The following is a 25,345-nucleotide window of genomic DNA, read 5'->3' as shown; positions in this document are numbered from 1 at the left end:
TTGCTCTACTGAGGTCAACCACCTAGTGGCGGTTTCCTACTTAGTTCTATTATAGCATATGATTTAGATTTGTAAAGCATCCTTAAAGGGTGCTTTTTTCATGTTTATTTTTAGGAGGTGAATTTATGTCTTATGATATTGGCCCTCGTATATCAATTGCGGGTGAAGCTGAATTTCGGGAATCTGTTAAGAAAATTAATAGCGAAATGAAAGCACTGAATGCCGAAATGAAAAGTGTGACTTCGGCTTATGATGAAAATGACAAGAGCGCAAGTAAGCTAAAAGACCAATCTATGGTTTTAACAAAACAGATTGAGAATCAAAAAGGAAAGATGTCTCTCCTTACCCAGCAATATGAGAAGCAAAAGGCAAAGTTAGATGTGTTAGAAAAAGCACTAAAAGATGCCAATGCTCGATTTGGAGAGGGATCCAAGGAAGCCACTAAGGCGCAGGTGGCGTACAATAAGCAAGCCAATACTTTAAATGCTATCTCTGCCAACATTCACACGGTTACAAGCAATTTGAATAGAATGAATGCAGAAATGGGAAATATTAAATCTGCTAGGCTTCAACAATTAGCAGATGATGCAAAAGACGCTGGTGAACATTTAGAAAGTGCAGGAAGAAAAATGACGGTACTTTCTGCAGCGATTACAGCGGGTGCGGCATACTCTGCTAAAGCCTTAATTGACTATGAAAGCGCATTTGCCGGAGTAGAAAAAACGGTAGACGGAACCGTGGAAGAGTTGGGAAAGATTTCTGATGGAATCAGAGTAATGTCAAAGGATATCCCTGCTACTGCAAATGACATCGCCAGCGTAGCGGAACAGGCTGGACAGCTTGGTATTGAAAAAGAAAATGTACTATCTTTTACAAAAGTAATGATTGACTTAGGTGAGAGTACAAACTTATCTGCAAATCAAGCGGCGGATAGCTTGGCCAGATTGGCGAATATTACAGGGCTTGATCCTGCCAATTATGAGCGGTTAGGGTCTACCATCGTTGAGCTGGGAAACAATGCCGCTACCACTGAATCAGAAATTGTGGAAATGTCCTCGAGGTTGGCGGCGGCGGGGGATTTGGTTGGATTCACAGAACCACAGATATTGGCTATTGCTACGACAATCTCTTCCCTTGGCATTGAAGCGGAAGCCGGAGGCAGTGCCATTTCTAAGTTGGTAAAGCAGTTTGAAGTTATGGTCGCAACAGGTTCTGAAGGATTAGGGGATTTTGCTAAGGTTGCAAATTTAACGGCGGAGCAGTTTTCTGCAATATGGAAACATGATCCCTCGAAGGCATTGGCGGCGTTTATCGATGGATTAGGACAGATTAAGCGTTCCGGTGGCAGTGTTGTTGCAACCCTAGATGATTTGGGCATTACAGAAATTCGTCTGTCTAATGCGGTGGCGGCAATGGCCACATCCAACGGACTTTTAACAAAAAATCTGGATATGGCAAATCAGGCGTGGATTGATAATACCGCTCTGGCTACAGAAGCAGAAAAACGCTATGCGACCACAGCCAGTCAGATTCAAATTGCAAAGAATACCTTAAATGATATTGCTATTACCATGGGTAGTGAGTTCTTACCAATGGTGAATAACGCAATAGAGGGCGTTGAAAATTTGGGTAAATGGTTCTCTAACCTGAATGAAACGGAAAAAGAAAACATTATCAAGATATTAGCCATTACTGCAGCCATTGGCCCTATGATGACTTTAACCGGAAAAGCGGCAATTGGGATTAGCGCTTTATCCACTGCGGTTTCTGCCTATCGAACAGCAACAGCGGCAGGAACTGCGGCAACGGTTGCATTTACCACAGCATTAAACATAACCCCCATTGGTTTGGCTGCCACCGCCATTGCAGCCTTGGCCAGTGTGATTGCGGGATCCTTTATTGCAAATATGCTGACAGGTAAGGAAGCGGCGGAGGAATTCAAAGACAGTGTTACTGCTATCGGTGAAGAATACAGCGAAACCATGAAAACCATTCAAGGGGATTCAGAGAATCGCATGTATGATTTGACCACGGCGGAAAGCGCCATTGCCAGATTTCAGGAGCTAAATGCTATCACCGAGAAAACCGCAGGGCAACAGGCGGAACTGGCAACCAGGGCGGAAGAAATCAATACTTTGTTGGGGGAACAGGTCTTAATTCTTGACAGTGAAAGTGGTAGTTATATTGTCCTTGCTGATAATATGGAGGCCTACATAGAAAAGTTACGGCAAGAGGAGGAAATGAAACGCCTGATTGCCGAACAGCAAGCGGAACAAAAAAAGATTCAGGATACAAAGGCAATGATTGAAGAAGCGGACGCCCTGATTGCGGCAAATGCCAAAGAGATTGCTTCATTGCGTGAGGTTGGGGATAGCACCTATGCTTTGGAACAAAAGAATCTGGAGCTTCGAAATTCTAAGATTGCCTTAAGCAAAGAAATAGAATCTTCTCAAGGTAAATATGACGCCTTGCAACGGCAGATTGATAAAACAGGGGAAGCCATTAGCGCAGTTGCTGCGCAAGCACAAAACAATAAAGTTGCCTTTGAACAATTAAGCAATGCCACCAATGCAGTAAATGCAAGCGTAGATTTGGCAACCAATGCCCTAAAAGAACAGGCAGAAGCAGGAGAAATCTCCCATGCAACAGCGGCAAAATTGATTGATGCCGGATATGGAATGGCCCTTGCCGTTGATGAAGAAACAGGAGCAATCACCATCAATGAACAGGCCTATAAAGACTTAATCGAGCAGAAAATACAAAATCAAATTGCGGATTTGGAAGCTCAAAAAACAAGTCTTGTGGACAAATTGAATAAAGAATCGGGAGCGGCAGTGGATGCTGCAGGAAGCTTTACAGCTCTTGCCTTTTCCAAAGCTATGGCCAATGAAGCGGATACCGCTAGTTTGGCAAGTGTAGAAGCCCAGATTAATAGTTTAAAAAACTTGCAGAAAAATCTTGGGGCGGTTTCTTCAAAGACCACGGCCGCATCTAAGTCTACGACTAAGGCCGCAAGAAGCAGTAAACAGGCTGTTGATAAAAATGTGGAAGCCTATAAAAACGCCCGCAAGGAACTTGAGTATTTACGAGATACCGGAGTTATGGAAGAAAAGAAATTCTATAACCAGCTGCAAGGCGTTCAAAAAAAGTATCTCAAGGAAACCAGCGATGAATGGAAAAGTGTTAATGTTGAGCTTTACAAATGGAAACAAAAACAGGCGGAGGAATTGGAAAAAGAAGCGGAAAAAGCCGCTAAAAATTTAGAGGATTCCTACAAATCAATGAGCGAAGCAATATCAAAAAGATATGAAAATGGGTTCATTGACTTAAAAACCTATATTACCAATACGAAAAAAGAGAGAGACAAGTATTTACAGGGAAATAAAGAAGCTTGGGTGGGTTCTACTCAGGAAATGTTTGACGAGGTAATTTCCATTTACAATGATATTGTATCAGAGCAACAGAAAATGGCTGACAATTTGGCGGATTATGGAGAGTTATTCTCTCGAGACGATGATGGCAAGGTTCAGCTTGAAAATATTGAAAAACAGATTGATGCATTAGAAAAGTATGAAAAGGCTCTGGACGATTTAAAAGGAAAGGGCATTTCCGATGGGTTACTCAATGAAATTGCTGGAATGGGCGTTGAGGATGGGGCGGACGTCGCACAAAAGCTTCTTGGTAAAAGTGATGCTTCTTTTCAAAAATATATCGAAGATTGGGAAGAGAAACAGCAAAAGGCTCAGGAAATTGCAGATAAGTTTTATAAAGATCAGAAAGATGATCTGAAAACCAACTATTTAGATGAGTTGATATCTGATCTCAATGGTTTGGAAACAGAGGCATATGATGCGGGTAAGAATATTGCGGAAAACGTGACCAAAGGAATTGTGGATGGGGGAGGCTATCAAAGCCAAGGCCAAGGAGATGAAAAAGCCCCCAAAGGAAAGAGTGAAGGGGGAAGCGGCGACGGAATGAAAGCAGTCCTCGCAAAATGGGAAGCTGACCAGGCTTTGATTCAAGAGCAGATGCAAACTTACACGGATATGTTGATTGAGAAAATCAGTGTATTAGAGGATGCGTCCATTGAAATAGGCTATCAAAGTATGTTAGGTATGGCAAAGGGCATTGAGCAGGGGGAATCAGAAGTTGTAAAGGCAATTACAAGAACTGTGAGAGCTGCTATCGAAGCGGCTAGGGATGAATTGGATATCCATTCACCTTCCCGTGAGTTTGAAGAGATTGGCGATTATTCTGTGGATGGATATATCAAACCATGGAAAGGCCGTGCTGCAGATGTAGAGCAATCCATACGTGATACCCTAAGAGCTGGGGTGGATATTGCTAGGCAACAGATTACCAATACCTCAAGTGCCACTACAATCAACGAGGGCGATTTAGTTTTACAGATTGCAAATGTAAATAATGGGAGTGATCGGGATGTATCAGACCTCTGGCGAGTAGGTGAGTTCATGAGAAAGCAGCGCAGTTCGGCAAGAGGAGGGAAATAATCATGCAGCCTTATTTCACATTTAAAGGGATAAGAAGCACTGACATGGGTATTATCGTGACAAAGGTTCCTCCTATCACGAAACCGGAGCGAACGGTTTCAGAAATCAAGATTCCGGGAAGAAACGGTGTACTACATAACGACGAAGGGACCTATCTAAATTATACAAAAGAAGTGGAGTGTGCCATTAAAAACAAGAGGAAAGATGTACCTCAGTATGCGGAAAAAATCAATGCGTGGCTGGATGGGTATGGAGAAATTATTTTTTCCAATGAACCGGATAAAAGCTATCGTGTCATGGTGAAAAATCAAATGGATATGAACGGAGTTTTAAATAGTTTCTCGAAATTCCTGATACAATTTGATACCTTTCCTTTTAAATATGCTGTGAATGCTTTCGCAGATCATTTTATTCTGACTACACCCAAGACCATTACCAACAATGGAAATGTTTATGCAGAACCAACTATCACGGTTTATGGGAATGGCAACATCATTTTAACCGTAAACGGCACGAATTATGGATTGAATGGTATAAATGGCAGTGTAACCATTAATAGTGAGATGATGGAAGTTTATAAAGACGTCACTAATGCAAACAACAAATACTCTGCTTTGGATTTTCCTCGGTTTCAGGTAGGGGAAAATAGTATCAGTTGGACAGGAAGTGTCACAAAAATAGAAGTGGAACCGAAATGGAGGTGGTTATAATGGCTCAAGTTTATGACAAGGTTATTGTTGATGTGAAAGTAAAGAGAGATAGCATTATTACGGCTGTGCAGAACGACTCTAACAGCCGTTTTTTAGATGTTTATTTGAAGGACAACGGATTGCCTATTAATCTATCAGGTCATGAGGTACGACTTTATTGTAGGAAGCCCGAGGACGGTGGCGAGATTTACAATAACGGTGTGATTACGGAGGCGGCTAACGGCAGGTGTCAATTCCCTCTAACAGACCAGACCCTTGCAAAAGTGGGATATGTGGAAGCACAGATTATTATTTACTACCAAAACGTACAAATTTTGCAAACCATGGAGTTTAAAATACATGTAGTTAAAAGTTTGTTTTCCAAAAATGCAGTACAAAGTAGTAACGAATATGGCGCATTGGTGGTGCTATATCAAAACCTTTACGAAGCCCATGACTTAATGACTACCATGGTGCAAAATATCGGTGTTCCTGGGGAGATTGCGAATCAGCTTACCATTGATACCATGTGGGATGCTTGGGAGTATCTATGCAACTATGTTTCCGAGGATTTAACCACACTGCTACAGAATGCAATCAATAACAACTCTGTGGATGGGGTTGTGCAGAGGTTAGGAAATACTGCGGATACAGGGGCAACGGCAACGACGGGGACGGTAATGGGGAAGCTGAACGCATTAACAGATTTTAACTTGAATTATCAAATGATTCAGAGAGTAAAAAGCAGTGCTGTTACAACAATTCCTGCACCGGTAGCCAGCGGTACCCAAGGAACGGTTAGTTTTGGTATTGAGTTTGATACGCCTGTTCCATTGGATTATATAAAAATAAATATCTTAAGTGTTCCCAGTGGTTATGGTGACAGGTCTGGAATTACAGGAAATATCAGGCTTACTTATTATGATAATACAACACAAGTAATCAGCTTGGTTTATAGTAATTGGAATTACACTTATTATTTATATCTGGGTGCGGTTTTTGGCTTTGCTTATCATATGTATGGCTCAAGTGCTTTATCGGGAGCATTGATAACGGCTTCTGTACCCAACTTTAAGACTGCTTACATAAAAAAAGTAGAGGCATTGAATTGGTATCACAGGAATGCCATTACTGACCCACCCATTACAGGAACATGTAATGTAAGAGTAGATGTTTACTACAATGAGATGACAAAAGTGAGGGGATAACCATGCGATATTATGCAGTTTTGAAGGAGGATTCTATTTGTGCAGAAATAAGAGGGGTGCATGAAGAGATAGAACTTCACAATTATATTTCTTTGGACAACGAGGATATATCTATTTTAGGAAAACGGTATAACAATGGTGAATGGGAAGAAGTTGAACTACAAGATTCCATTCCCAAATCCACAGAGGATGAAATCCTACAAGCTGAAATGCTATTAAATCAGCAGATGATTCTAAGCAAACAGACAGAGATTGATATGACATTAGCCGAATTATTGCTGAATCAACAGGGGGTGGTGAGATGATTTATAAAATTGTAAAGCGGTATTTTGATTCTCAGATTTATTCTGCTGAGAATGTAGGCATGTTCGTAAAAAGTGGCAAAATCACAGCAGAGCAGTTTGCAGAAATCACAGGGCAGGAGTATGAGGTGGTTTAATGATTACCATACATGAAAAGAATAGCACAACATTTGATACTTTGGGCTTGGGGGCGTTGCTTCCGAGCCTTTGTACTGTAAAAGAGGAATTAAACGGATTGTATGAGCTGGAAATGGAACACCCTTATGATGAGTGGGGGAAATGGGAGGACATTGAAAAGGAGCGAATTCTTGTTGCATCCACACCCTGTGGAAAACAGCCCTTTCGCATTTATCACATCAAACCAGATATGAATGGAATTCAAGTAAATGCCCGACATATCTTTTATGATTTGCTGGACAATCTCTGTTTAAATATCAGCGTTTCAGGCACAGCGCAAAATGTGCTAAATGGTATCAAAAATGCCTTTGCCTATTCCATGCCTTTTGCTTTTACAACCAATATGTCGGGGACTGGTTCGGTCTCTGCAAGCAAAGTAAACCCCATTGCCGCATTGCTCAGTGATGATGAAGATGCAAGCAGTTTTGTGAAGGTCTTTGGCGGGGAAATCCTGCGGGATGGCTTCAATGTTTCTATGAAAACTTCTATTGGTCAGGATCGGGGCGTTGCCATTCGGTACGGCAAAAATCTTGTAGGACTTGAAATTAGCGAAGATATATCAGAGGTGGCCACTAGAATTTACGCCTATGGAAAAGATGGGGTTGCAATGTCGGGCGGGTATCGGGATAGTCCATACATTAATAGTTACCTTTACCCGAAGATCCATGTATTCGAGGATAGCAGTTTAGCCTATTATGAATTACCTGATGCAGTACAAAATTTATTTGCTGAGGGATGCGATTTGCCCAAAGTGAATATAAAGGCCAATTTCCAGATGCTTACCCAAACAGAGGAATACAAGGAGTATGCTGTTTTGGAAGAAGTTCAGCTGGGGGATGTGGTGACGGTTTCTAATGTCAAAATGGGATTCCACAAAAAAGCGAAAGTCATTTCCTATAAATGGGATTGCTTACTTGAACAATACAATGAGGTGGAATTGGGAGACTTTGTAGCTGACTTGACATCCTCCGTAACCAGCGGGGAAAAGAGTTTTTTAACAGCTGTAAGTGCATCTACTGAGGTAAAACAAGTATTTAATTTAGTAAATGGAGTTGCTACTATAACAAGTCAGGGTCTTTATATCTGTATAGATACCAATTCCATAGATACGGCAACAAAGATATATCACTTTGGCAGCAGTGGGTTAAGGTTTAGCAGCAATGGGATAAACGGTACCTATAAAACGATTTTAGATACAAATGGCAACAGAGTATAAGGGGGCAAACTTATGAATCAGGATGAAATTTCAGAAAAGCTAATTGAGGTTGACCAGCGGAGCAAAAGCAATAAATACAGGTTGGATTCCATGGAGAAACGCCAGGACAATTTGGAACAGCTCACCAACGCTTTTTCTGTGATGCAAAAAGAACAGGAGTACATAAAAGAGGACGTGGGAGAGATTAAAGCTGATGTAAAGTCTCTGGCCGAGAAACCCGCAAAGCGTTGGGAGAGCATTGTGGAGCGGGTAATTACTGTTGTGGTAGGTGCGGTGGTTGGGTATTTCCTTTCAGGGGGGAGGTTGCCTTGAAGGAAAAACGCAGGCGTCTGCGGATTAATGATGATACCATGACAACCATTGTGGTGTTGTCTTTGCTTTTCTGTGTAGCGGTGGTGGTAGCGGGTATGGTTTTAGCTTTCTTCGGAGTGGACGTTTCTGCCATTGTAGGGAATGCCCTAACGGTATTTGGTACGGAATTAGGTATTTGTGGCGTTATGACTATATTTAACCGCTGGGCAGATAGGCAGGACAAGCAAGCGGAGAAACGGCAGGAAAGAAGAATGAGACGGGAGGAAGCGGAGAATGAACGAAAACGAAACGAACAAAGCGCAGGGTAAGTTACAACAAGGGGCAGCAATCTTAAGGGAAAGCACAAAGGTAACCATTCAGAATCTTTTGACTGTGAAATCCATCGTTACAATATTGCTGACGGCAGTATTCTCCTATTTGGCCATTGTTGGCCGGATTAGTGGAGAGCAGTTTTTAACTATTTTCAGCGTGGTGATTGCCTTTTACTTTGGTACCCAGTATCAGAAAAATAACGGAGGTGAGGAATAATGAAACCAATTTTGTATATGCAGAATGATCCGAAATGGGCAAGTCATGATTATTCTGCACCGGGAGAAAAGACCACGATTAAGGCGGAGGGGTGTGGTATTACTTGTGCGGCGATGGTCATTGCAACCCTGGCCGACAAGACTGTTACTCCCATTACTACGGCGGAATGGTCCAAGAAACATGGATATAAAGCAAAAGGGCAGGGTACATATTATTCCTATTTCAAACCCCAGGGAGCGGCGTATGGCATTGATATTACCATGCTAAACAGTGCAAATATTTATGGTTCTCCTGCTTCTAAGTATCACGAGTTGGCAAGGGAGGCAATTGAGCGGGGCGATTTGGTTATCACTTGCATGGGCAAGGGGAATTGGACAACCAGCGGCCACTATGTGTTGTGGTACGGTTTGGAAGGAGGAAAGGTACAAATCAATGATCCCTGGTCCAATAAGTCGGCACAGATAAATGCAGATTACAATTTGTTCAAAAGTCAGGTGAAATTTTATTGGGTGGTAAAGGTACCGGATGAATTTAAGGAGGATGAGAATATGAAAAGATATAACACATTAAATGAAGTACCAAGCTGGGCAAAACCTATGGTCAAAGATATGCAGGATACCGGTTGTTTTTCTGACAAAAACAAGATGGATCTCTCTGATGATATGCTTCGTGCCATGGCTTTGGTCACACGGTATTTAGATAAAAAGAAATAAGAAGATAAGATTTATAGTTTTAGAAAGTCAAGCCCCTCTTTTTGAGGGGCACTATAAAAGAACATGAGTATAGAAGTGAAAAAAATATAGGAGGTAGAATGGATAGTTTTATTGCATGGGTAGGCGGAAAGAAATTATTAAGAAAGGAAATCGTGAATAGATTTCCGGAAGAAGGCGTTAAGAAATATGTGGAAGTATTCGGCGGCGCCGGATGGGTATTATTCTATAAAGATAAACACGCAGAAAAAGAGGTTTATAATGACGTAAATTCTGAATTGGTGAATTTGTTTCGTAATGTAAAATATCATCCAGAAGCAGTGGCAAAAGAGCTTGAGCTAACAGTTAGTTCAAGAGAAATATTTGAAAAATTCAAGGCGGCAGATGTTGGTCAAATGACGGAGATCCAGAGAGCGGCCAGATATTTATATTTGATAAAATTGTCTTATGGTGCCACGGTACGTTCCTTTGGGTGTAGAGCTAGAAATACTATTGATATGGATGCTTTACTGCAGGTAAAAAGACGGCTTGATGGTGTACTAATTGAAAATAAAAGTTTTGCAAAGCTGATTACTGCCCAGGACGGAGTGGGGACTCTCTTTTATTGTGATCCACCCTATCATAATACGGAAAAATATTATGATACAGGCGAGGATAGTTTTGGGGAAGAAATGCATATTTTATTGAGGGATACACTAAGAGGCATTAAAGGGAATTTTGTTTTATCATATAATGATGATGAATTTATCATAGAGATTTATAAGGATTTTGTAATTGAAGAAGTTGAGCGGTCTCATAATTTAAAAATGGCAATGGGTGATTTGGGTAGTAGATACAAAGAGTTAATTATCAGAAACTTCTGATTAAATATATGTTTAAGGGGAACTAAAAAGCAGTTCTACGATGAACTGTATTGATTATGATCTTATAATAATAATAAAGGATAGAACGCGTAAAATGCTATAATTGGTGATATTAAAGCCGATTGTAGCATTTTTTTGTATTTGTGGAAATATTTTGAATAATGAGTTATAATAATTTTAAAATAATTTGGCGTTTAAAAGTTAAAGTTAAATTCGTGTTTTAGCAATTATACGAAGTTCCAGATATCAAATTTTTTCATTAGGGAGGATATCGCTTGAAAGATATACTTGAAAAGGTTCTTCAGAATTACAGTAATGAATCAAGGAATAATCTTGAAAAAAACCCACTTGCAAACTATATTCGTAATGACATACCTAAAAATATATTGTCAGAATTACAACTTAATAGTAATCAATTTAAAATTACTGCATCACCGGGTAATGGAAATTGGGCTGCAGTACCTTGGATTGGTATATTTGATATAGATATTACTAACACAGCAACCAAAGGGTATGATGTTGTGTACCTTTTCAAAGCCGATATGAGTGGAGTTTATCTTTCATTAAATCAAGGATGGACATATTTTAGAGAAACATTTAAAGCTAAAGAGGGTAAGTTGAATATTCAAAAAGTAGCGACTATATGGCAAAAAATATTGGCAACAACCCTAAATGACTTTACCTTTGACCCAATTGATTTAAAAGCCCAAGGTAAACATTCAGACCTACCTCGAGGATATGAATTAGGTCATATTTGCGGTAAATATTATGATGCTCATGCGTTACCCTGTAACCAAGTTTTAGTAGATGACTTAAGAAAAATGTTGTCTGTTTACCGTGAGCTTAAAGGCAGAATGCATAATTGTTCGACAGAGAAAACAAACAATTACATTTTGGCTGGGGCCCAAGCAGATGTTTTTTATATTGATGACCGTAATGATGAACTGAATAGAGTAATTATTAATCCAGTTAGTTTTTCACTTACACTGCAGAAACCTCCGAATGTTTTACAGAAAAATGGACCGTATTGTTGTGATGGTCGTAAGGTAAATCACATTAATAAGCAGATTCACGACATGAAAATTGGGTTGGCCGGCGAGAAAATGGTTATTGAATATGAAAAGAAACGACTAACCGATGAGGGGCGAGTTGACTTGATAAAAAGTATTGAACATACTTCTCAAAAGATAGGTGATGGAACGGGTTATGACATTGTATCTTTTGATAAAAATGGAAATAAAAGATACATAGAAGTCAAAACAACTTCTGGTGACAAAGATACCCCGTTTCTTATTTCAGACAATGAAGTTCAATTTTCAATTTTAAATAGTGAGAGCTATAGTCTATACAGGGTTTACAATTTTAACGCCAAAGCAAATGCGGGATTGCTTTACATTATAAATGGTGATCTAAGAAAAACATTTCGGTTCAAAGCAACAAATTATATCTCAAGTGAATTTATTTAAACTGAAGTATGAAAAGGAATGGATAAGTTTCCCATTATATTTTTTTGATTATATTCACAGTAGCGAAAAAATTTAATACTTATATAAATTTTAAAAAGGAGAAGTAGCTAATGAAATCTGTAGGAGATAAAATGGAATTGCAAGACATTAAGGAAATATTAGATAAACTTGAAAAGGTTAACGGACAAAAGGCTACAAAAGATATTATTAAAATTATATTTACAATTGCAGTATCATTTATTACTGTAATTATTACGGCGCTAATTTGTTTGGTAATTTATAAAAATAGTTTATCAACCGAAAGTGTTTTGTCAATTTTATTAGCATTCTTTTCAATATTTATATCAATCTTTTTTTATTTTAAAGCTGATGAGACAAGTAATAAATTCTACGATAGTTCCTATAATTTTATGAAAGACCAATCTAATGTTCTCGGTAGGATTGAAGAGCGATTTGGGGAAAAGTTTGAAAGCTTAATTTCTAGATTTGATCATTTGGAGACAAAGAAAATTTCCACTGAAGAAAAAATAGATGTTACACAGGATGAAATCAGCATGACCTTAAATGAAGCAATCGCACAATTATCACAAGAGAATGAAATAACGAAAGAGAAACTAGAAACTTATAAAACTCGATTAGAGCAAAAGAACAGTGAATATAAAAAATTAAGAAATGATTTAAGTGAAATAAAAAGTGAGTCTCAAAATATGAGATCATATATTTTTATGAATAACTTCAGTGAAAATTTAGAAAAATTTATGTTGTCATTGTCACCTAAAGACATAAAATATTTTCTAAATAACGACAAATTGCAAAACACAAACAGAACTTATCGTTATGCTTTAGAATATGGATTGTGCGATGAAGATGGAATTGTCGTTCCAGAAATCAAAAAGTATATACAAAGAAAACTACTTAATCGAAGTAATTATAGAAATATAAGTGACAATTATTACAATAGATTTAGCTAAACATTATGTTTTTAAATGGAGATAGTTTTACTTAATGAGGAATAATGTAGTTGCAGTATTAGTAAAGTGAACTTCCGATTTTGCTTAAGCCATGCTGCTCAAGTGAACATCATGGCCAAAGGGTTGGCATTTACAGCCGTTTGTAACTGACGCTCATCCACATGAAGTGTAAATTTCCGCAGTAGCGATGCTTTCGTGCCCAAGAATTTGTTGAAGAGATCGGATATCTACATGCCCATATTTGTACATAAGTGTGGCAGCAGTGTGGCGCAGTTTGTGTGTGGACAAACCTTTTGGGTTGATACCGGCAGCAACAATATGCTTCTTTACGACGTTTTGTATGGAACGTGTTGTGAGCCTGCCTTTATTCCTAGAGATAAACAAAGCATTATTGTCAATTTGTAATGTACTACGAATTGCAAGCCATTTTGATAGAGAATGTTTTGCTGCTGGGGTCAAAAATATTTTTCTCTCTTTGTTTCCTTTGCCAATAATGGAAATTATATCGGATTCAACTTGTTCTATATTTAATGAAGCTAACTCGGACAAGCGAAGAGCACAGTTTAGAAAGATGGTAATAATGCAATCGTCACGAGCGGAGCAAGACTTAGCTTGAATTAGTAGACGAACAGATTCCTCTAATGTCAAAACCCGTGCACTCCGCTTTGGTAGCTTTGGTGTTTCTAATTCTTCGGTAATGTTATTGTCAAGCAAGTGTGCCTTTGTTTTGAGGTACTTCCAGAACTGACGGATGGAAACAATTTTTCGGTATCTGGTACCAGGAGCTGTATTTAACGTCACTTGGCAATAAGCCAAGAAGGCATAAATATCGGCGAGTTGTATGGATTCGATGAATTCCAAGATTGCAAAGCTAAAGTCGGGGCAGATAAGTCCTTTTGAATTTGCAATAACCGAAAGAATTGCAGCAGATCTAATCGGTATTCCGAAATAGTATTTTGGCTTCGGCCTTTGACGGTTATCAGGTAGGCAAGATATTGTTCTACGATGGTGCAAGTTTTGTTTGATTGCATGATTATCACTCCTTGGTTGAAGTCTTGACAATATTCAAAAGAAATAGACACAGTTGTACCATAATTGGTAGCATGGTTAGCGGTATTTTAGAGAAAGTATGCGGGATTTCAGCAAAGCTAGGTTTTGTTTATAATGCTATGCTTTTTAAGTAAGTGTGTTCTAATAAAAGAGGTGCGGAGGAACTAATGGCAAAAGTTAAAATTATTAATTCAAAGGAATTTAAGAGCGAATTTAAGAAAATGATTGAATCTAGTAACATTAATTTGTTATTGGGAGCTGGATTTGCACATGGTATTGTTGATACGTTGGGTGATACGGAAAAAATTTTAGAAGTAATTAATAAAAATAATAGGGATGATAAATATACTGTAATTGAAGCTTTTATATTTTGGAAGTTTTTCGAAAAATCTATTTATCCTTTATGCCATAAGATTAATGAACTTAATATAAAAAATCAAATCGAATTTATAAGGCTTTGGAGGAATATTTTAAACGCAAGGGAGTCAGCTGTTATTAATAAGCAGGCGAATATTTTTACAACTAATTATGATGTTGTATTAGAATATGCTTTAGAAAGTAACTTTATTGATTATAATGATGGATTTAAGGGAAGAATAAATCCATATTTTTCAACTGCTAATTTTAATAGACTTTATTTTGAAAGAGCAATATTTACAAATAGAAGTGTAGAAGTACCAATATTTAATTTAATGAAGTTACATGGATCAGTGACTTGGAAAATTGAAGAAGGAAAACAAAGAAGAATTGTTTATAATGAATACATAAAGAGCATTGAGGTTTTTTATACTTGTTTTTGTAAATTATTTACGGATTTTACAGAAACAGAAGAGAAAATTTTAGGTGTTGATGATTGGTGTAAATGTGATGAAAAGGTTTTAGATGAAATTTTACCTGAAAAATTTGATGGAATTAAAGACACATATATTGATTTCGTAAAAAATTTCAAAGATAGTTTTAAAATTGTAAACCCAACAAAACAAAAATTCAGCGATACTTTGATGGATAAGAATTATTATGAGTTAATGAGAATTTATAGTAATGAGCTTGAGAAAAATAATACTGTGTTGATAACACAAGGATTTTCATTTGAAGATGAGCACATTCAAGAAATAACAATGAGGGCATTGGGTAATCCGTCGTTAATGGTAATAATATTTGCATTTAGAAAAGATGATATTGATAATTATTGCGAGAAGTTTGAAAAATTTCAAAATGTTTGGGTTGTAAAGACGGATAAGCCAAGTGAAGATGAGATTAAGGGTGGTAAAAGAGAACATTTATTGGATTTACCATTTCTGAACAAAGAGTTAGAGGATTTATTTGGAGAATTTAAAGATGAATGAAAATATTTTGAAAATAGGAGAAGTAATAGAGGTAAAAGGACAAAAAGTAAGAGCAAAAGTGTATCAAGACAAGAACACGTCTACCCTTAATTATAAAGGAAAAATAATAAAGAATATATCTGTTGGCAGCTTTGTAAAAATAAGAAAAAATTTTTTAGATATAATCGGTAAAGTTGAAGGAGAATATGTTAACGATAAAACGGTTAAAGAAGAGTATGCAGAAAAAAATAATTCAATTAATAGGGTTATTGAAATTAGCATAGTTGGTAGAATTGAAGATATAGGAACATTTAAAAGAGGACTTTCGGAATTACCGTTAATTTCAAATTATGTATATATTTTAAAAGATAGTGAAGTTCAGAAAATATTTTCATTTGTTTCTGAAAATGCTCCGGTTATTGAACTTGGGGATATTAGTGCTTATGAGCAATATAAATTATTACTTGGAGTACAGTCGTTATTTGGAAGTCATATTGGGATTTTTGGAAATACAGGAAGTGGAAAATCTAATACATTAGCTAAAATATATACGGAATTATTTAATATGTATGGTGAAATAGAAGCTTTCAAAAAAAATAGTAAATTTGTTCTGATAGATTTTAACGGAGAATATGCTGAAACCATTACTGAAAACAAGAATGTGATATTATTATCTACTAGGGAAAAGAAAGATACATATAATCTTGATGAAAGTGATATTCAAGATTTGGAGTTTTGGTCAATTATACTAGAAGCGACAGAAAAGACACAACAACCTTTTTTAAAAAGAGCGATAAACCAATATAAATATTTAATTAGACATTCAGTTAATGCAACCAATACAAATAATGTAATTCAAGAAAAAACAATTGAATTAGTACAGGGTTTGTTTGATTTTGGATATAAATATAATTCTGTAAAAAGATATTATGAAGAAATAATAAATGTTAGTTATCATGACATAGATGAACCAAGAGATGCCTTTTTCAACAATATAACGTTTAATGCTACAACTGGAAGTTGGTATAACATAGGTTTATTTGGGACTAAAGAATATAGAAATACAGAGGAAGAGTTTAAGGAAAATCCAGCTTTTATTAAATTAATAGAGAAATTGAAGTTAGATGAATGTAAAATTCATATAGGGGATAAAGCAGACTATTGGGCTATCTTTGAATTTGCTATGAAGTATCAATATGTGTATGATGTTCAGAGAGGTTATGTAAACGAAGAGCATATTGCCCCAATAATTAGAAGATTGGATACTAGATTAGATGACATGAATAAGGTTTTCTCAATAAATGAAAATAATAATAACCCCAATAATATAAGTATTGTGTCATTGATTGATGTCAATATTTATATGAGAAAAATTGTTCCTATGCTTATTTGTAAAAAAGAATATGATAAGCACAAAAAACAAAACTTACATAGAAGAAATAAGGCGTTATATATTATTGTTGATGAAGCTCATAATATTTTATCAAAAGAATCGGAAAGAGAAAGTAGTGCATGGAAAGATTACCGAATAGAAGTTTTTGAAGAAATAATAAAAGAAGGTAGAAAGTTTGGAGTTTTTCTTACAATTGCTAGTCAAAGGCCATCTGATATCTCAGACACTATAATATCACAGTTACATAATTATTTTTTGCATAGATTAGTGAACAGTGAAGATATTAAAGCAATTGGAAAAACGGTGTCATTTTTAGATGCAGCATCTTTTGAAATGATTCCAATTTTACAACAAGGAGCTTGTGTAGTTACTGGTACTGCTTGTAATTTTCCAGTAATAGTTCAAGTTGATATTTTGAATGATAAAAAACGACCAAAGAGCAATACAATAGATTTGCATGCATCCTGGACAGAATAATTATAATAATAACACTCTAGTTCAATTGCCCATTATGTTTATACTGGACAAGCCAAAAGTTCTTACAATTTGAATATAGATATAGCAAAAGCATGCAGTTACAAGTGTTTATTTTATATTATTAATGAGGTATAAAAAATGGGAAAGAGAAAGCTTTATAAGAATGACAGGTCAATAAGGCTAAGAGATAATAACTATTCGGAGCAACTTCCTTCACTAGATTTAAGTGCTTTTCCTCTCATAGATGATTTCCAGATCACTTTGATAGGACGAGGTAATTTGGGTATGCATCTCTATTATTTTAGCCAAAGTTTAAATAGAAAGATAGCTTCGTTTCCATGGTGGGATAATGCTGATAAAGATATTAGCATAATGTGTATATCTGATATTCCTTTAGGCACACTTAGAAACCCTTTTATCGATGGCGAACAGTCTTGGCAAATACTTATTTGGGAAAAGAGGGACTATGTTTATATCATGCAAGGGGATGATCCCTGTTGTACGGAATTTCATATATGGTTTAGAGTCCGGAAAGAAAAGTATTTAGCTGAATGGGATAAAATGATAAATAATTTCAAGTAGATTTAGATTTGGATTATAATTGAAAAAGTAAGAATAGAAAGGCTAATAGTAAATTCTAAAGGAGCGCAAAAAGTATGGATTATCAATGGATAGAGTGTCAATTAAATAAATTGGTTGATGTGTATAGAGAATTATATGATAAGGTGGAATTAGAAATTGGAGAACCTGCTACAAAAGATGAAATTTTAAGATTGGAAAATGAAATTGGCATGGAACTTCCAATGCAGCTAAAAAATTTTTTTCTTAATTTTTCTGGATATTGTGATTTTTGTGTTTTTTTGTCTAAACAAAAAGATTCTCAGGGGGAGGACGAATTTCCTTATATGAGCTTTACAATTTCTACTGATGGAGTCATACATGCAGAAAATAATCGAAAAGATTGGCAAGAGGAATGTTTTCCAGACAATAATAATTCTTATGATAAAGTTTGGCATAATAAGTTGGGAATTATATATAACGAAGGCGACGTTATAGCATTGGACATTGGGATAGATAAGATTAATCCACCGGTTGTATACCTTAGCCATGACGGTTGTAAAGGACATGGATACATATTAGGTAAAGACTTCAATACTTTTTTCGAGGCTTTTTTGAAAATTGGGGCGTGCGGTAGCGATGATTGTTTAATGATTCCGTATTGTGATAACCGATACTCTGGTATTAATCCGAATTGTAGAAACGCTATAGAATATCGAAAACGTATTGGTTTGACAATATAGGCATACATATAACATACAAAATAAAAACAACCCCTTATAAAAGAGGTTGTTTTACTGTTTTCGTGACATATTTCGTGACATATTTGTGCTTTTTTAAGCCATTTTTTATGTCACGGAGCAACTATTTGTATCACAGAACACATTTAATAAAATGCTTCAAAACGCTGATATTTCAACGTTTTCCCCGGTTTCTAGGCTTTGTTTAATACCTAGAAAAGAATGGAGATGAGGGGAATCGAACCCCTGTCCGAAAACCCATCCATAAGAACTTCTCCCATCACAGTCAGTCTTTTAACATTCCCTTAGAATATCGCCGATTGACAGGCTATATCCCTTGGTAGCTTCATAAGTCTTTTTACGCCGCAAAGCTTAAGCGAAAAAGTGCCTCGCCTAGTCGACGCCGGGATCTTTGACAGCGAGTGATCAAAGGCCGACGGCTGCCGCAATTAGGCAGCGATTGCTAAATTATTATTGTCTTTTCTTTTTAAAAGTTTCCGGCTTGATGACGCAGTTAACCGGCCTGCGGATGGCTATCCCTATTTTCAAGACTCCCGTCGAAACCATTACATCCCCGTATTATAAATAAGTTTAATACTGATTATAAGGTTAGATTGCGTATCTTAAATTCTTTTTCGGCCTGACGCTTTTGATCATTTTTTGAGATGGTTTCTCTTTTATCATATAGCTTTTTACCCTTTGCTAAAGCTATATCAATTTTAACCAGACTACGGTCAAGATATACCTTAAGAGGTACAATGGTATATCCTGCTATTTGACTTTCTTGCGAAATCTTTCGTATTTGATTTTTATGAAGTAAAAGACGTCTTACCCGCAGAGGATCTTTATTAAAAATATTTCCCTGCTCATATGGGCTGATATGCATATTGTAAATAAAAGCCTCTTCATTTTCAATGCGAATGAAGCTTTCCTTTAAGCTGCATTTGCCGGCACGCAGACTTTTTACCTCTGTACCAACCAAAGAAATACCAGCTTGAAATACTTCTTCAATAAAGTAATCATGGTATGCTTTTTTATTTTGAGCAATAAGCTTTGTACCGTTTCCCTTAGCCATAAAAAAACCTGCTCTCTCCCTCGAATCAATACTTGTGTGAGAAATCTCTCAAAAGTATGATATCATATATTTGTGAAAAAGGCAAATGACAATCATATTACAAAATTTAGTAATCATGGAAATTTTGTGTCATTTTTCATTTAAATATACAGGATTATAACATTTCTTAAAAGATTTTTAAAATTCTTTCTTTTTATCCGAAAAAGAAATATAATAATTCGAGTGTAACTTCATGTTACCCTATAAAATTAAATTTTAAAATTATTTTTGCGGGTAGGTGTAAAATGAAATGTACAGAAAAAAATCTGCTTGCGTAATTAATAATGATCAGAGTAAAAATTGATTAACATTTAAATAGGAAGAGTGTTTGAATTAATATGAGAGGGAATGAAGAAAAATTATGTATATGAAAAAGACTGCTGTTATTATATGCGTTTCCGCTGCGATGATATGCGGCGCAATAAGACTTTCCATGCGTCTTACTGAGGCAAAGGAGCTGGAGATGGAGGTCTCGAAGCCCCAACAAGACATTGCAGCCCAAGAACAAACAAAGATTTATAATGGGGGGGAGAATATGCCCCTATATTACGATGAAGAGGATATACTGCTTTTGCCCATAAGAAATGTAGCACAAGGACTAGGTGGAACTGTTACTTGGGAAAAGACAACAAAAAGTGTCGCCGTAACGTACAAAGGAAAGAAGCTTTTATTTGAGGCAGGCAATAGCAGTGCCCAAATGTGTGGATACCATATCACTCTACATACGCCGCCACAGTCGATAAATGGATGCCTTTATGGGGAAGCATCTATTCTTTCTGATTTCTTTTCTACTGAAGTTCGATGGGACAGTGCTAAGAAACAGATTTCTCTTAAATCCAAAGAAGGGGTTATTCCTATTATTGCATCTGATTTCTTAGTTGGAAAAAGTCAAGGGAAAGAGTACAGTTTAGAAATTCCCGTCATTATGGGTTTAAATGATGGTAGTTATGAAAAAGGATTGAATAAAGAGATTATGCAGGAGATACAAGGCTTAGTTGATGAATTTATGCTGGGCGATGGGGACGGTAACTTTCATCTTCAGCTGGAAAAAGGTTTGGTGAACGGGGATTTTCTTTCTCTTTGCTGGAGTGGTAAAAAAGATGAGCAAACTATTTATAAAACTATAAATATTGACTTAAGGGAACAAAAAACCAAACTTTTAACGGATATGCTTACAGAAAAGGGTATTGCTAATGTGAAGGCTCAGGTGCCCTTTGCAGAGAACCAACTTTTTTATATAACTGAACAAAAAGAACTTGCTTTGATTGATTCTGGGAAACAGGAACAGGCTGTCGTATTATTTCCCGGGAATGGAGACGTATTAAAAGGGCAATGGCAAACAAAATATGCGGATTTCATATCTGCATCAGCAATGTAGAACGAATTTTTATTTATTAATTCTTCCTATAAGTTGTTTTTATAGAAAATAGTATGGAAATAAGAATTGTAGAAATATAAGCCAAATATTAAACAGTTAAGTATTAAACTACAAAAAATGTTAATAAACCTAAAAAAGCGACAATTATTAATAGTATAGAATTCAAAATTAAATATTTATAGTTCAAAATTTTTAAAATTATAAGATTGAATCAATTAGTTTTATAAATGAAAAAAATAAAAAAATATTATTGACATTACATTATCAATCTAATGTTAATTCGACGTTTTCATTGTTGTTATTACAGAAAACAAAAAAGCCTTGTCCGACAGAAAAAAGGCGCCATTTCTTCACTTTTTTGGAAAAATGCATAAATAAATTTTTTTTTGGTAGAAAGTATTAAGCAAAGACGCCAAAAAACCTTTTGTTAGAAACATAACGCTGAAAATTATTTTAATAGTTGAAAAGACAAAGGTTTGATTGTATAATGAACGAGTAAAAAAACAACCGTTTTTATGGAATTGGAGATTGATAATTGTCTGACAATCACTGTGACAAATATCTGCCATTTTTAAATGAAACGGAGGGAACTTGTTCTGAGAACGGCAGACTGGTTTTCCAAGACAAAAACAGACTATATTTATAATTTGTAAGGAGGAAGTACGAATGTCTAAAGTAATGAAAACAATGGACGGTAACGAAGCTGCTGCATACGCTTCCTATGCGTTTACTGAAGTAGCTGGCATTTTCCCCATCACACCATCTTCTCCAATGGCTGAAAAAACAGACGATTGGGCAGCAAATGGCAAAAAGAATCTTTTTGGCCAGACTGTAAAGGTTGTAGAAATGCAATCTGAAGCAGGCGCTTCCGGTACTGTACACGGCTCTTTGGCAGCAGGTGCGTTGACAACAACATACACTGCATCTCAGGGTTTGTTGTTAATGATTCCAAATATGTACAAAATCTCCGGTGAATTGCTTCCCGGCGTATTCCATGTAACAGCTCGTGCTTTGGCTGCACAGGCATTATCCATCTTCGGTGATCACTCCGACGTTATGGCTTGCCGTCAGACAGGTTTTGCGATGCTTGCATCCAACAGCGTTCAGGAAGTTATGGATTTGGGTTGCGTTGCTCATTTGGCTGCAATCAAAGGCAGAGTTCCTTTCTTGCATTTCTTTGATGGTTTTAGAACCAGCCATGAAATTCAGAAAATCGAATGTGTTGATTATGATGAATTGGCAAAAATCGTTGATATGGATGCTGTAAATACATTCAAGAGAAACGCTTTAAACCCTGAGCATCCTGTTATCAGAGGTACAGCACAGAATCCTGATATTTACTTCCAGGCTCGTGAAGCAGCAAATAAATTCTATGATGCACTTCCTGCAGTTGTAGAAGAATATTTGGGCGAGATCAACAGAATTACAGGCAGAGATTACAAATTATTCAACTACTATGGCGCTCCCGATGCGGACAGAGTTATTGTAGCTATGGGTTCTGCTTGTGAAGCAATTGAAGAAACAATTGATTACATGACAGCAAAAGGCGAAAAAGTTGGTTTGGTTAAGGTTCACCTGTTCAGACCTTTCGTTGCTGCAAAGATGTTAGAAGTTCTTCCTAAGACAGTTAAGAAAATCGCTGTTTTGGATAGAACAAAAGAACCCGGCTCTCAGGGCGAACCTTTATACATGGATGTTTGTACAGCAATGTTTGAAGCAGATCAAGCTCCCGTTGTTGTTGGCGGACGTTACGGTTTAGGTTCCAAGGACGTTACACCTGCACAGTTTATCGCTGTTTATGCAAACCTAACACAGGATAAACCTAAGAACCACTTCACAATTGGTATCAATGACGACGTGACAGGCCACTCCTTAGAAGTTGGCAAGGAAATCAGCGTAACAGAAGGCGACGGCACAATCAGCTGCAAATTCTGGGGTCTTGGTGCTGACGGTACCGTTGGTGCAAACAAAAACTCCATCAAGATTATTGGTGACCATACAGACATGTATGCTCAGGCATATTTCAGCTATGACTCCAAAAAATCCGGTGGTATTACACAATCTCACTTACGTTTTGGTAAAAAGCCTATTCGTTCTACATACTTAGTTAAGACAGCTGATTTTGTAGCTTGCCATAAGCAGGAATATGTAAATCTGTATGATATGGTTACAGAATTGAATGATGGTGGTACATTCTTATTGAATACCGAATGGACAAAGGAAGAATTAAATGAAAAGCTTCCTGCAAAATTAAAAAGACAGCTGGCAGAAAAGAATGCGAAATTCTATATTATTGATGGTACTGCAATTGCAAAGGAAATTGGTTTGGGTAACAGAGTAAATACTGTTCTTCAGTCTTCTTTCTTCAAGCTTGCAAACATCATTCCTATTGAACAAGCTGTTGAATACATGAAGAGCGCAATCAAGAAGTCCTACGGTAAGAAGGGCGATACAATCCTGAACATGAACTACGCCGCTGTTGATAAAGGTGTAGAAGGTATGGTTAAGGTTGAAATTCCTGCTGATTGGGCAAATGCTGTTGATGCTGATGCGAAAGAAGCAAGAAAAGCAACAGAATTCGTTAAGAATATCGTTCAACCTATGAATGCGCAGGAAGGCGATAATCTGCCTGTTTCCGCTTTCTCCGGCAGAGAAGATGGCACATTCCCTTGTGGTACATCTGCTTATGAAAAACGCGGTGTTGCAGTTGATGTTCCTCAATGGATTCCTGAAAACTGTATCCAGTGTAACCAGTGCTCTTTTGTATGTCCTCATGCTACAATCAGACCTGTATTGGTTACTGATGCGGAATTGGCAAAGGCTCCTGCAGGCTTTACAGCAGTTGCTGCTAAGGGCGCAGGCTTTGGGGAATTGAAATACAGAATGCAGGTTTCTCCTTTGGATTGTATGGGTTGCGGCAGCTGTGCTGTAGTTTGCCCTGCTCCTAAGAAAGCTTTGGTGATGCAGCCTATGGCTACACAGGAAGCTGAAATTGCAAACTGGGATTTTGCAATTGAAGAAGTATCCCCTAAGGCAAACCCTATGGGCAAAGAGTCTGTAAAGGGCAGCCAGTTTGAACAGCCTCTGCTTGAGTTCTCCGGTGCTTGTGCAGGTTGTGGTGAAACACCTTATGCAAAATTGATTACACAGTTATTTGGTGATAGAATGTATGTTGCAAATGCAACAGGCTGCTCCTCTATCTGGGGTGGTTCCGCACCTTCTATGCCATATACAACAAATAAAGATGGCCGTGGTCCTGCTTGGGCAAACTCTCTGTTTGAAGACAATGCGGAGTTTGGTTTGGGTATGGCAACAGCAGTTAAGCAGATGAGAGAAGGTATCAAGAGCAGACTTGAAACTTTGAAATCTTTGGATGCTTCCTTCGCAGCAGTTGCTGATGAATGGATTGCAACAATGAAAGATGGCGAAAAGTCTAGAGTTGCTTCTGACGCTTTGATTTCTGCATTGGAAGCTTACAAGGGCGCTGATGCAGAAGTTAAGACAATCATTGCTTATGTGCTTGAAAACAAAGACCAGTTGGTTAAGAAATCTCAGTGGATCTTTGGTGGTGACGGTTGGGCGTACGATATCGGTTACGGCGGTTTAGATCATGTATTGGCTTCTGGCGAAGACGTTAACGTTTTCGTATTTGATACCGAAGTTTACTCCAACACTGGCGGTCAGGCTTCCAAGGCTACACCTGTTGGTGCAGTTGCGCAGTTTGCTGCATCAGGTAAGAGAATTAAAAAGAAAGACCTTGGTATGATGGCTATGAGCTATGGTTATGTATATGTTGCTCAGGTTGCTATGGGCGCTGATAAGAACCAGGTAGTTAAGGCTATGCTGGAAGCTGAAAAATACGATGGACCTTCCTTGATTATTGCTTACGCTCCTTGTATCAACCATGGTATGAAGGGTGGTATGAGCGGTGCTCAGCCTGAGATCAAGCGTGCAGTAGAAGCTGGTTACTGGCACATGTACAGATTCAATCCTACTATGAAAGAAGAAGGAAAGAATCCGTTTACATTGGATTCCAAAGAACCTACAGCAAGCTTCAAGGACTTCTTGTTAAGCGAAGTTCGTTACAGCTCCTTGCAGAGAACATTCCCTGAAGCAGCAGAGGCTCTCTTCGTGGAATCTGAGAAAAATGCAAAAGAAAGACTGGAAAACTACAAGAGATTGGCAAACCAGTAATTCTAAAATAGGTTAATTTTAGCGGGAAGCTTTGCTTCCCGTTTTTTTATGTAGAAATCATAAAATCAGAGAATAGCACTCATATATTGGAAAATTTTATAAATTAAAAGAATATTAAGAAATATTGAGAGACTTCTTAGAATTTATCTTCTATAATAAAGGA

Annotated in this window: 22 protein-coding genes and 1 other RNA gene; 19 read left to right on the top strand and 4 right to left on the bottom strand. The window is 37.2% G+C overall.

The window, feature by feature from the left end; all coding sequences use genetic code 11:
- Positions 1-125 precede the first annotated feature (125 nt).
- From CPRO_RS11735 to CPRO_RS11680, 13 genes are all read left to right on the top strand, one after another.
- Positions 126-4,511 carry a phage tail tape measure protein gene (locus tag CPRO_RS11735; protein ID WP_066052071.1) on the top strand — a complete coding sequence of 1,462 codons (4,386 nt, stop codon included), beginning with the start codon at positions 126-128 and terminating at the stop codon, positions 4,509-4,511.
- Between the two features lie 2 nt (positions 4,512-4,513).
- On the top strand, positions 4,514-5,221 hold the full coding sequence (locus CPRO_RS11730) for a distal tail protein Dit (protein WP_066052067.1): 708 nt from the start codon (positions 4,514-4,516) through the stop codon (positions 5,219-5,221).
- The gene (locus CPRO_RS11725) at positions 5,221-6,408 is read left to right on the top strand and encodes a BppU family phage baseplate upper protein (RefSeq protein WP_066052064.1); all 1,188 of its coding nucleotides are present in this window, start codon (positions 5,221-5,223) and stop codon (positions 6,406-6,408) included. The genes CPRO_RS11730 and CPRO_RS11725 overlap by 1 nt, the downstream gene beginning before the upstream one ends.
- Before the next feature lie 2 nt (positions 6,409-6,410).
- Complete coding sequence (locus CPRO_RS11720) at positions 6,411-6,713, top strand: hypothetical protein (protein WP_066051814.1); 303 nt, start codon at positions 6,411-6,413, stop codon at positions 6,711-6,713.
- Positions 6,710-6,847 (top strand): XkdX family protein, encoded by a 138-nt coding sequence (locus CPRO_RS15060; protein ID WP_236782342.1) that lies wholly within the window; start codon positions 6,710-6,712, stop codon positions 6,845-6,847. Before CPRO_RS11720 ends, CPRO_RS15060 begins: the two co-directional genes overlap by 4 nt.
- A complete protein-coding gene (locus tag CPRO_RS11715) occupies positions 6,847-8,103 on the top strand; it encodes a phage tail spike protein (RefSeq protein ID WP_066052061.1) in 1,257 nt (418 codons plus the stop codon). The genes CPRO_RS15060 and CPRO_RS11715 overlap by 1 nt, the downstream gene beginning before the upstream one ends.
- A 12-nt stretch (positions 8,104-8,115) precedes the next feature.
- Positions 8,116-8,415 (top strand): hypothetical protein, encoded by a 300-nt coding sequence (locus CPRO_RS11710; RefSeq protein ID WP_066052058.1) that lies wholly within the window; start codon positions 8,116-8,118, stop codon positions 8,413-8,415.
- Positions 8,412-8,723, top strand: coding sequence for a hypothetical protein (locus CPRO_RS11705; RefSeq protein WP_066052055.1), 312 nt, complete (start codon positions 8,412-8,414; stop codon positions 8,721-8,723). Before CPRO_RS11710 ends, CPRO_RS11705 begins: the two co-directional genes overlap by 4 nt.
- Entirely contained in the window at positions 8,689-8,943 is a 255-nt protein-coding gene (locus CPRO_RS11700) for a hypothetical protein (protein ID WP_066052052.1), read from the top strand. The genes CPRO_RS11705 and CPRO_RS11700 overlap by 35 nt, the downstream gene beginning before the upstream one ends.
- Positions 8,943-9,656, top strand: coding sequence for a C39 family peptidase (locus tag CPRO_RS11695; protein WP_066052049.1), 714 nt, complete (start codon positions 8,943-8,945; stop codon positions 9,654-9,656). Before CPRO_RS11700 ends, CPRO_RS11695 begins: the two co-directional genes overlap by 1 nt.
- 98 nt (positions 9,657-9,754) lie before the next feature.
- The gene (locus CPRO_RS11690) at positions 9,755-10,516 is read left to right on the top strand and encodes a DNA adenine methylase (RefSeq protein WP_066052046.1); all 762 of its coding nucleotides are present in this window, start codon (positions 9,755-9,757) and stop codon (positions 10,514-10,516) included.
- A gap of 275 nt (positions 10,517-10,791) precedes the next feature.
- Positions 10,792-11,982, top strand: coding sequence for an MrcB family domain-containing protein (locus CPRO_RS11685; protein WP_066052043.1), 1,191 nt, complete (start codon positions 10,792-10,794; stop codon positions 11,980-11,982).
- A gap of 110 nt (positions 11,983-12,092) precedes the next feature.
- Positions 12,093-12,953 (top strand): hypothetical protein, encoded by an 861-nt coding sequence (locus tag CPRO_RS11680; RefSeq protein ID WP_066052040.1) that lies wholly within the window; start codon positions 12,093-12,095, stop codon positions 12,951-12,953.
- A gap of 153 nt (positions 12,954-13,106) precedes the next feature.
- On the opposite strand, the gene CPRO_RS15625 is transcribed toward CPRO_RS11680, so the two are convergent.
- Both CPRO_RS15625 and CPRO_RS15620 read right to left on the bottom strand, forming a co-directional pair.
- On the bottom strand, positions 13,107-13,601 hold the full coding sequence (locus tag CPRO_RS15625) for a tyrosine-type recombinase/integrase (protein ID WP_236782346.1): 495 nt from the start codon (positions 13,599-13,601) through the stop codon (positions 13,107-13,109).
- Positions 13,602-13,750: 149 nt separating this feature from the next.
- Positions 13,751-13,984: a site-specific integrase gene (locus tag CPRO_RS15620; RefSeq protein ID WP_072743665.1), complete on the bottom strand. Its 234-nt coding sequence runs from the start codon at positions 13,982-13,984 to the stop codon at positions 13,751-13,753.
- 186 nt (positions 13,985-14,170) lie between these two features.
- Between CPRO_RS15620 and CPRO_RS11670 the strand changes: the two genes are divergently transcribed.
- From CPRO_RS11670 to CPRO_RS11655, 4 genes are all read left to right on the top strand, one after another.
- On the top strand, positions 14,171-15,349 hold the full coding sequence (locus tag CPRO_RS11670; protein WP_066052037.1) for an SIR2 family protein: 1,179 nt from the start codon (positions 14,171-14,173) through the stop codon (positions 15,347-15,349).
- Positions 15,342-17,198 carry an ATP-binding protein gene (locus tag CPRO_RS11665; protein ID WP_066052034.1) on the top strand — a complete coding sequence of 619 codons (1,857 nt, stop codon included), beginning with the start codon at positions 15,342-15,344 and terminating at the stop codon, positions 17,196-17,198. Before CPRO_RS11670 ends, CPRO_RS11665 begins: the two co-directional genes overlap by 8 nt.
- Positions 17,199-17,336: 138 nt before the next feature.
- Positions 17,337-17,780: a hypothetical protein gene (locus CPRO_RS11660; protein ID WP_066052031.1), complete on the top strand. Its 444-nt coding sequence runs from the start codon at positions 17,337-17,339 to the stop codon at positions 17,778-17,780.
- Positions 17,781-17,854: 74 nt separating this feature from the next.
- Positions 17,855-18,499: an SMI1/KNR4 family protein gene (locus tag CPRO_RS11655; RefSeq protein WP_066052028.1), complete on the top strand. Its 645-nt coding sequence runs from the start codon at positions 17,855-17,857 to the stop codon at positions 18,497-18,499.
- A gap of 217 nt (positions 18,500-18,716) precedes the next feature.
- Here the strand turns inward: CPRO_RS11655 and ssrA are convergent.
- Positions 18,717-19,072, bottom strand: a transfer-messenger RNA (tmRNA) gene (gene ssrA, locus CPRO_RS11650).
- A 25-nt stretch (positions 19,073-19,097) separates the two neighbouring features.
- On the bottom strand, positions 19,098-19,571 hold the full coding sequence (smpB, locus tag CPRO_RS11645) for an SsrA-binding protein SmpB (protein WP_066052023.1): 474 nt from the start codon (positions 19,569-19,571) through the stop codon (positions 19,098-19,100).
- A 400-nt stretch (positions 19,572-19,971) separates the two neighbouring features.
- Between smpB and CPRO_RS11640 the strand changes: the two genes are divergently transcribed.
- The gene (locus CPRO_RS11640) at positions 19,972-20,988 is read left to right on the top strand and encodes a copper amine oxidase N-terminal domain-containing protein (protein WP_066052018.1); all 1,017 of its coding nucleotides are present in this window, start codon (positions 19,972-19,974) and stop codon (positions 20,986-20,988) included.
- Between the two features lie 666 nt (positions 20,989-21,654).
- Positions 21,655-25,182 (top strand): pyruvate:ferredoxin (flavodoxin) oxidoreductase, encoded by a 3,528-nt coding sequence (gene nifJ, locus CPRO_RS11635; protein WP_066052016.1) that lies wholly within the window; start codon positions 21,655-21,657, stop codon positions 25,180-25,182.
- Positions 25,183-25,345: the final 163 nt, after the last annotated feature.

The organism is Anaerotignum propionicum DSM 1682, assembly GCF_001561955.1.
GTDB classification, from domain to species: Bacteria; Bacillota; Clostridia; order Lachnospirales; family Anaerotignaceae; genus Chakrabartyella; species Chakrabartyella propionicum.
This window is presented reverse-complemented; position numbering and strand designations above follow the sequence as displayed.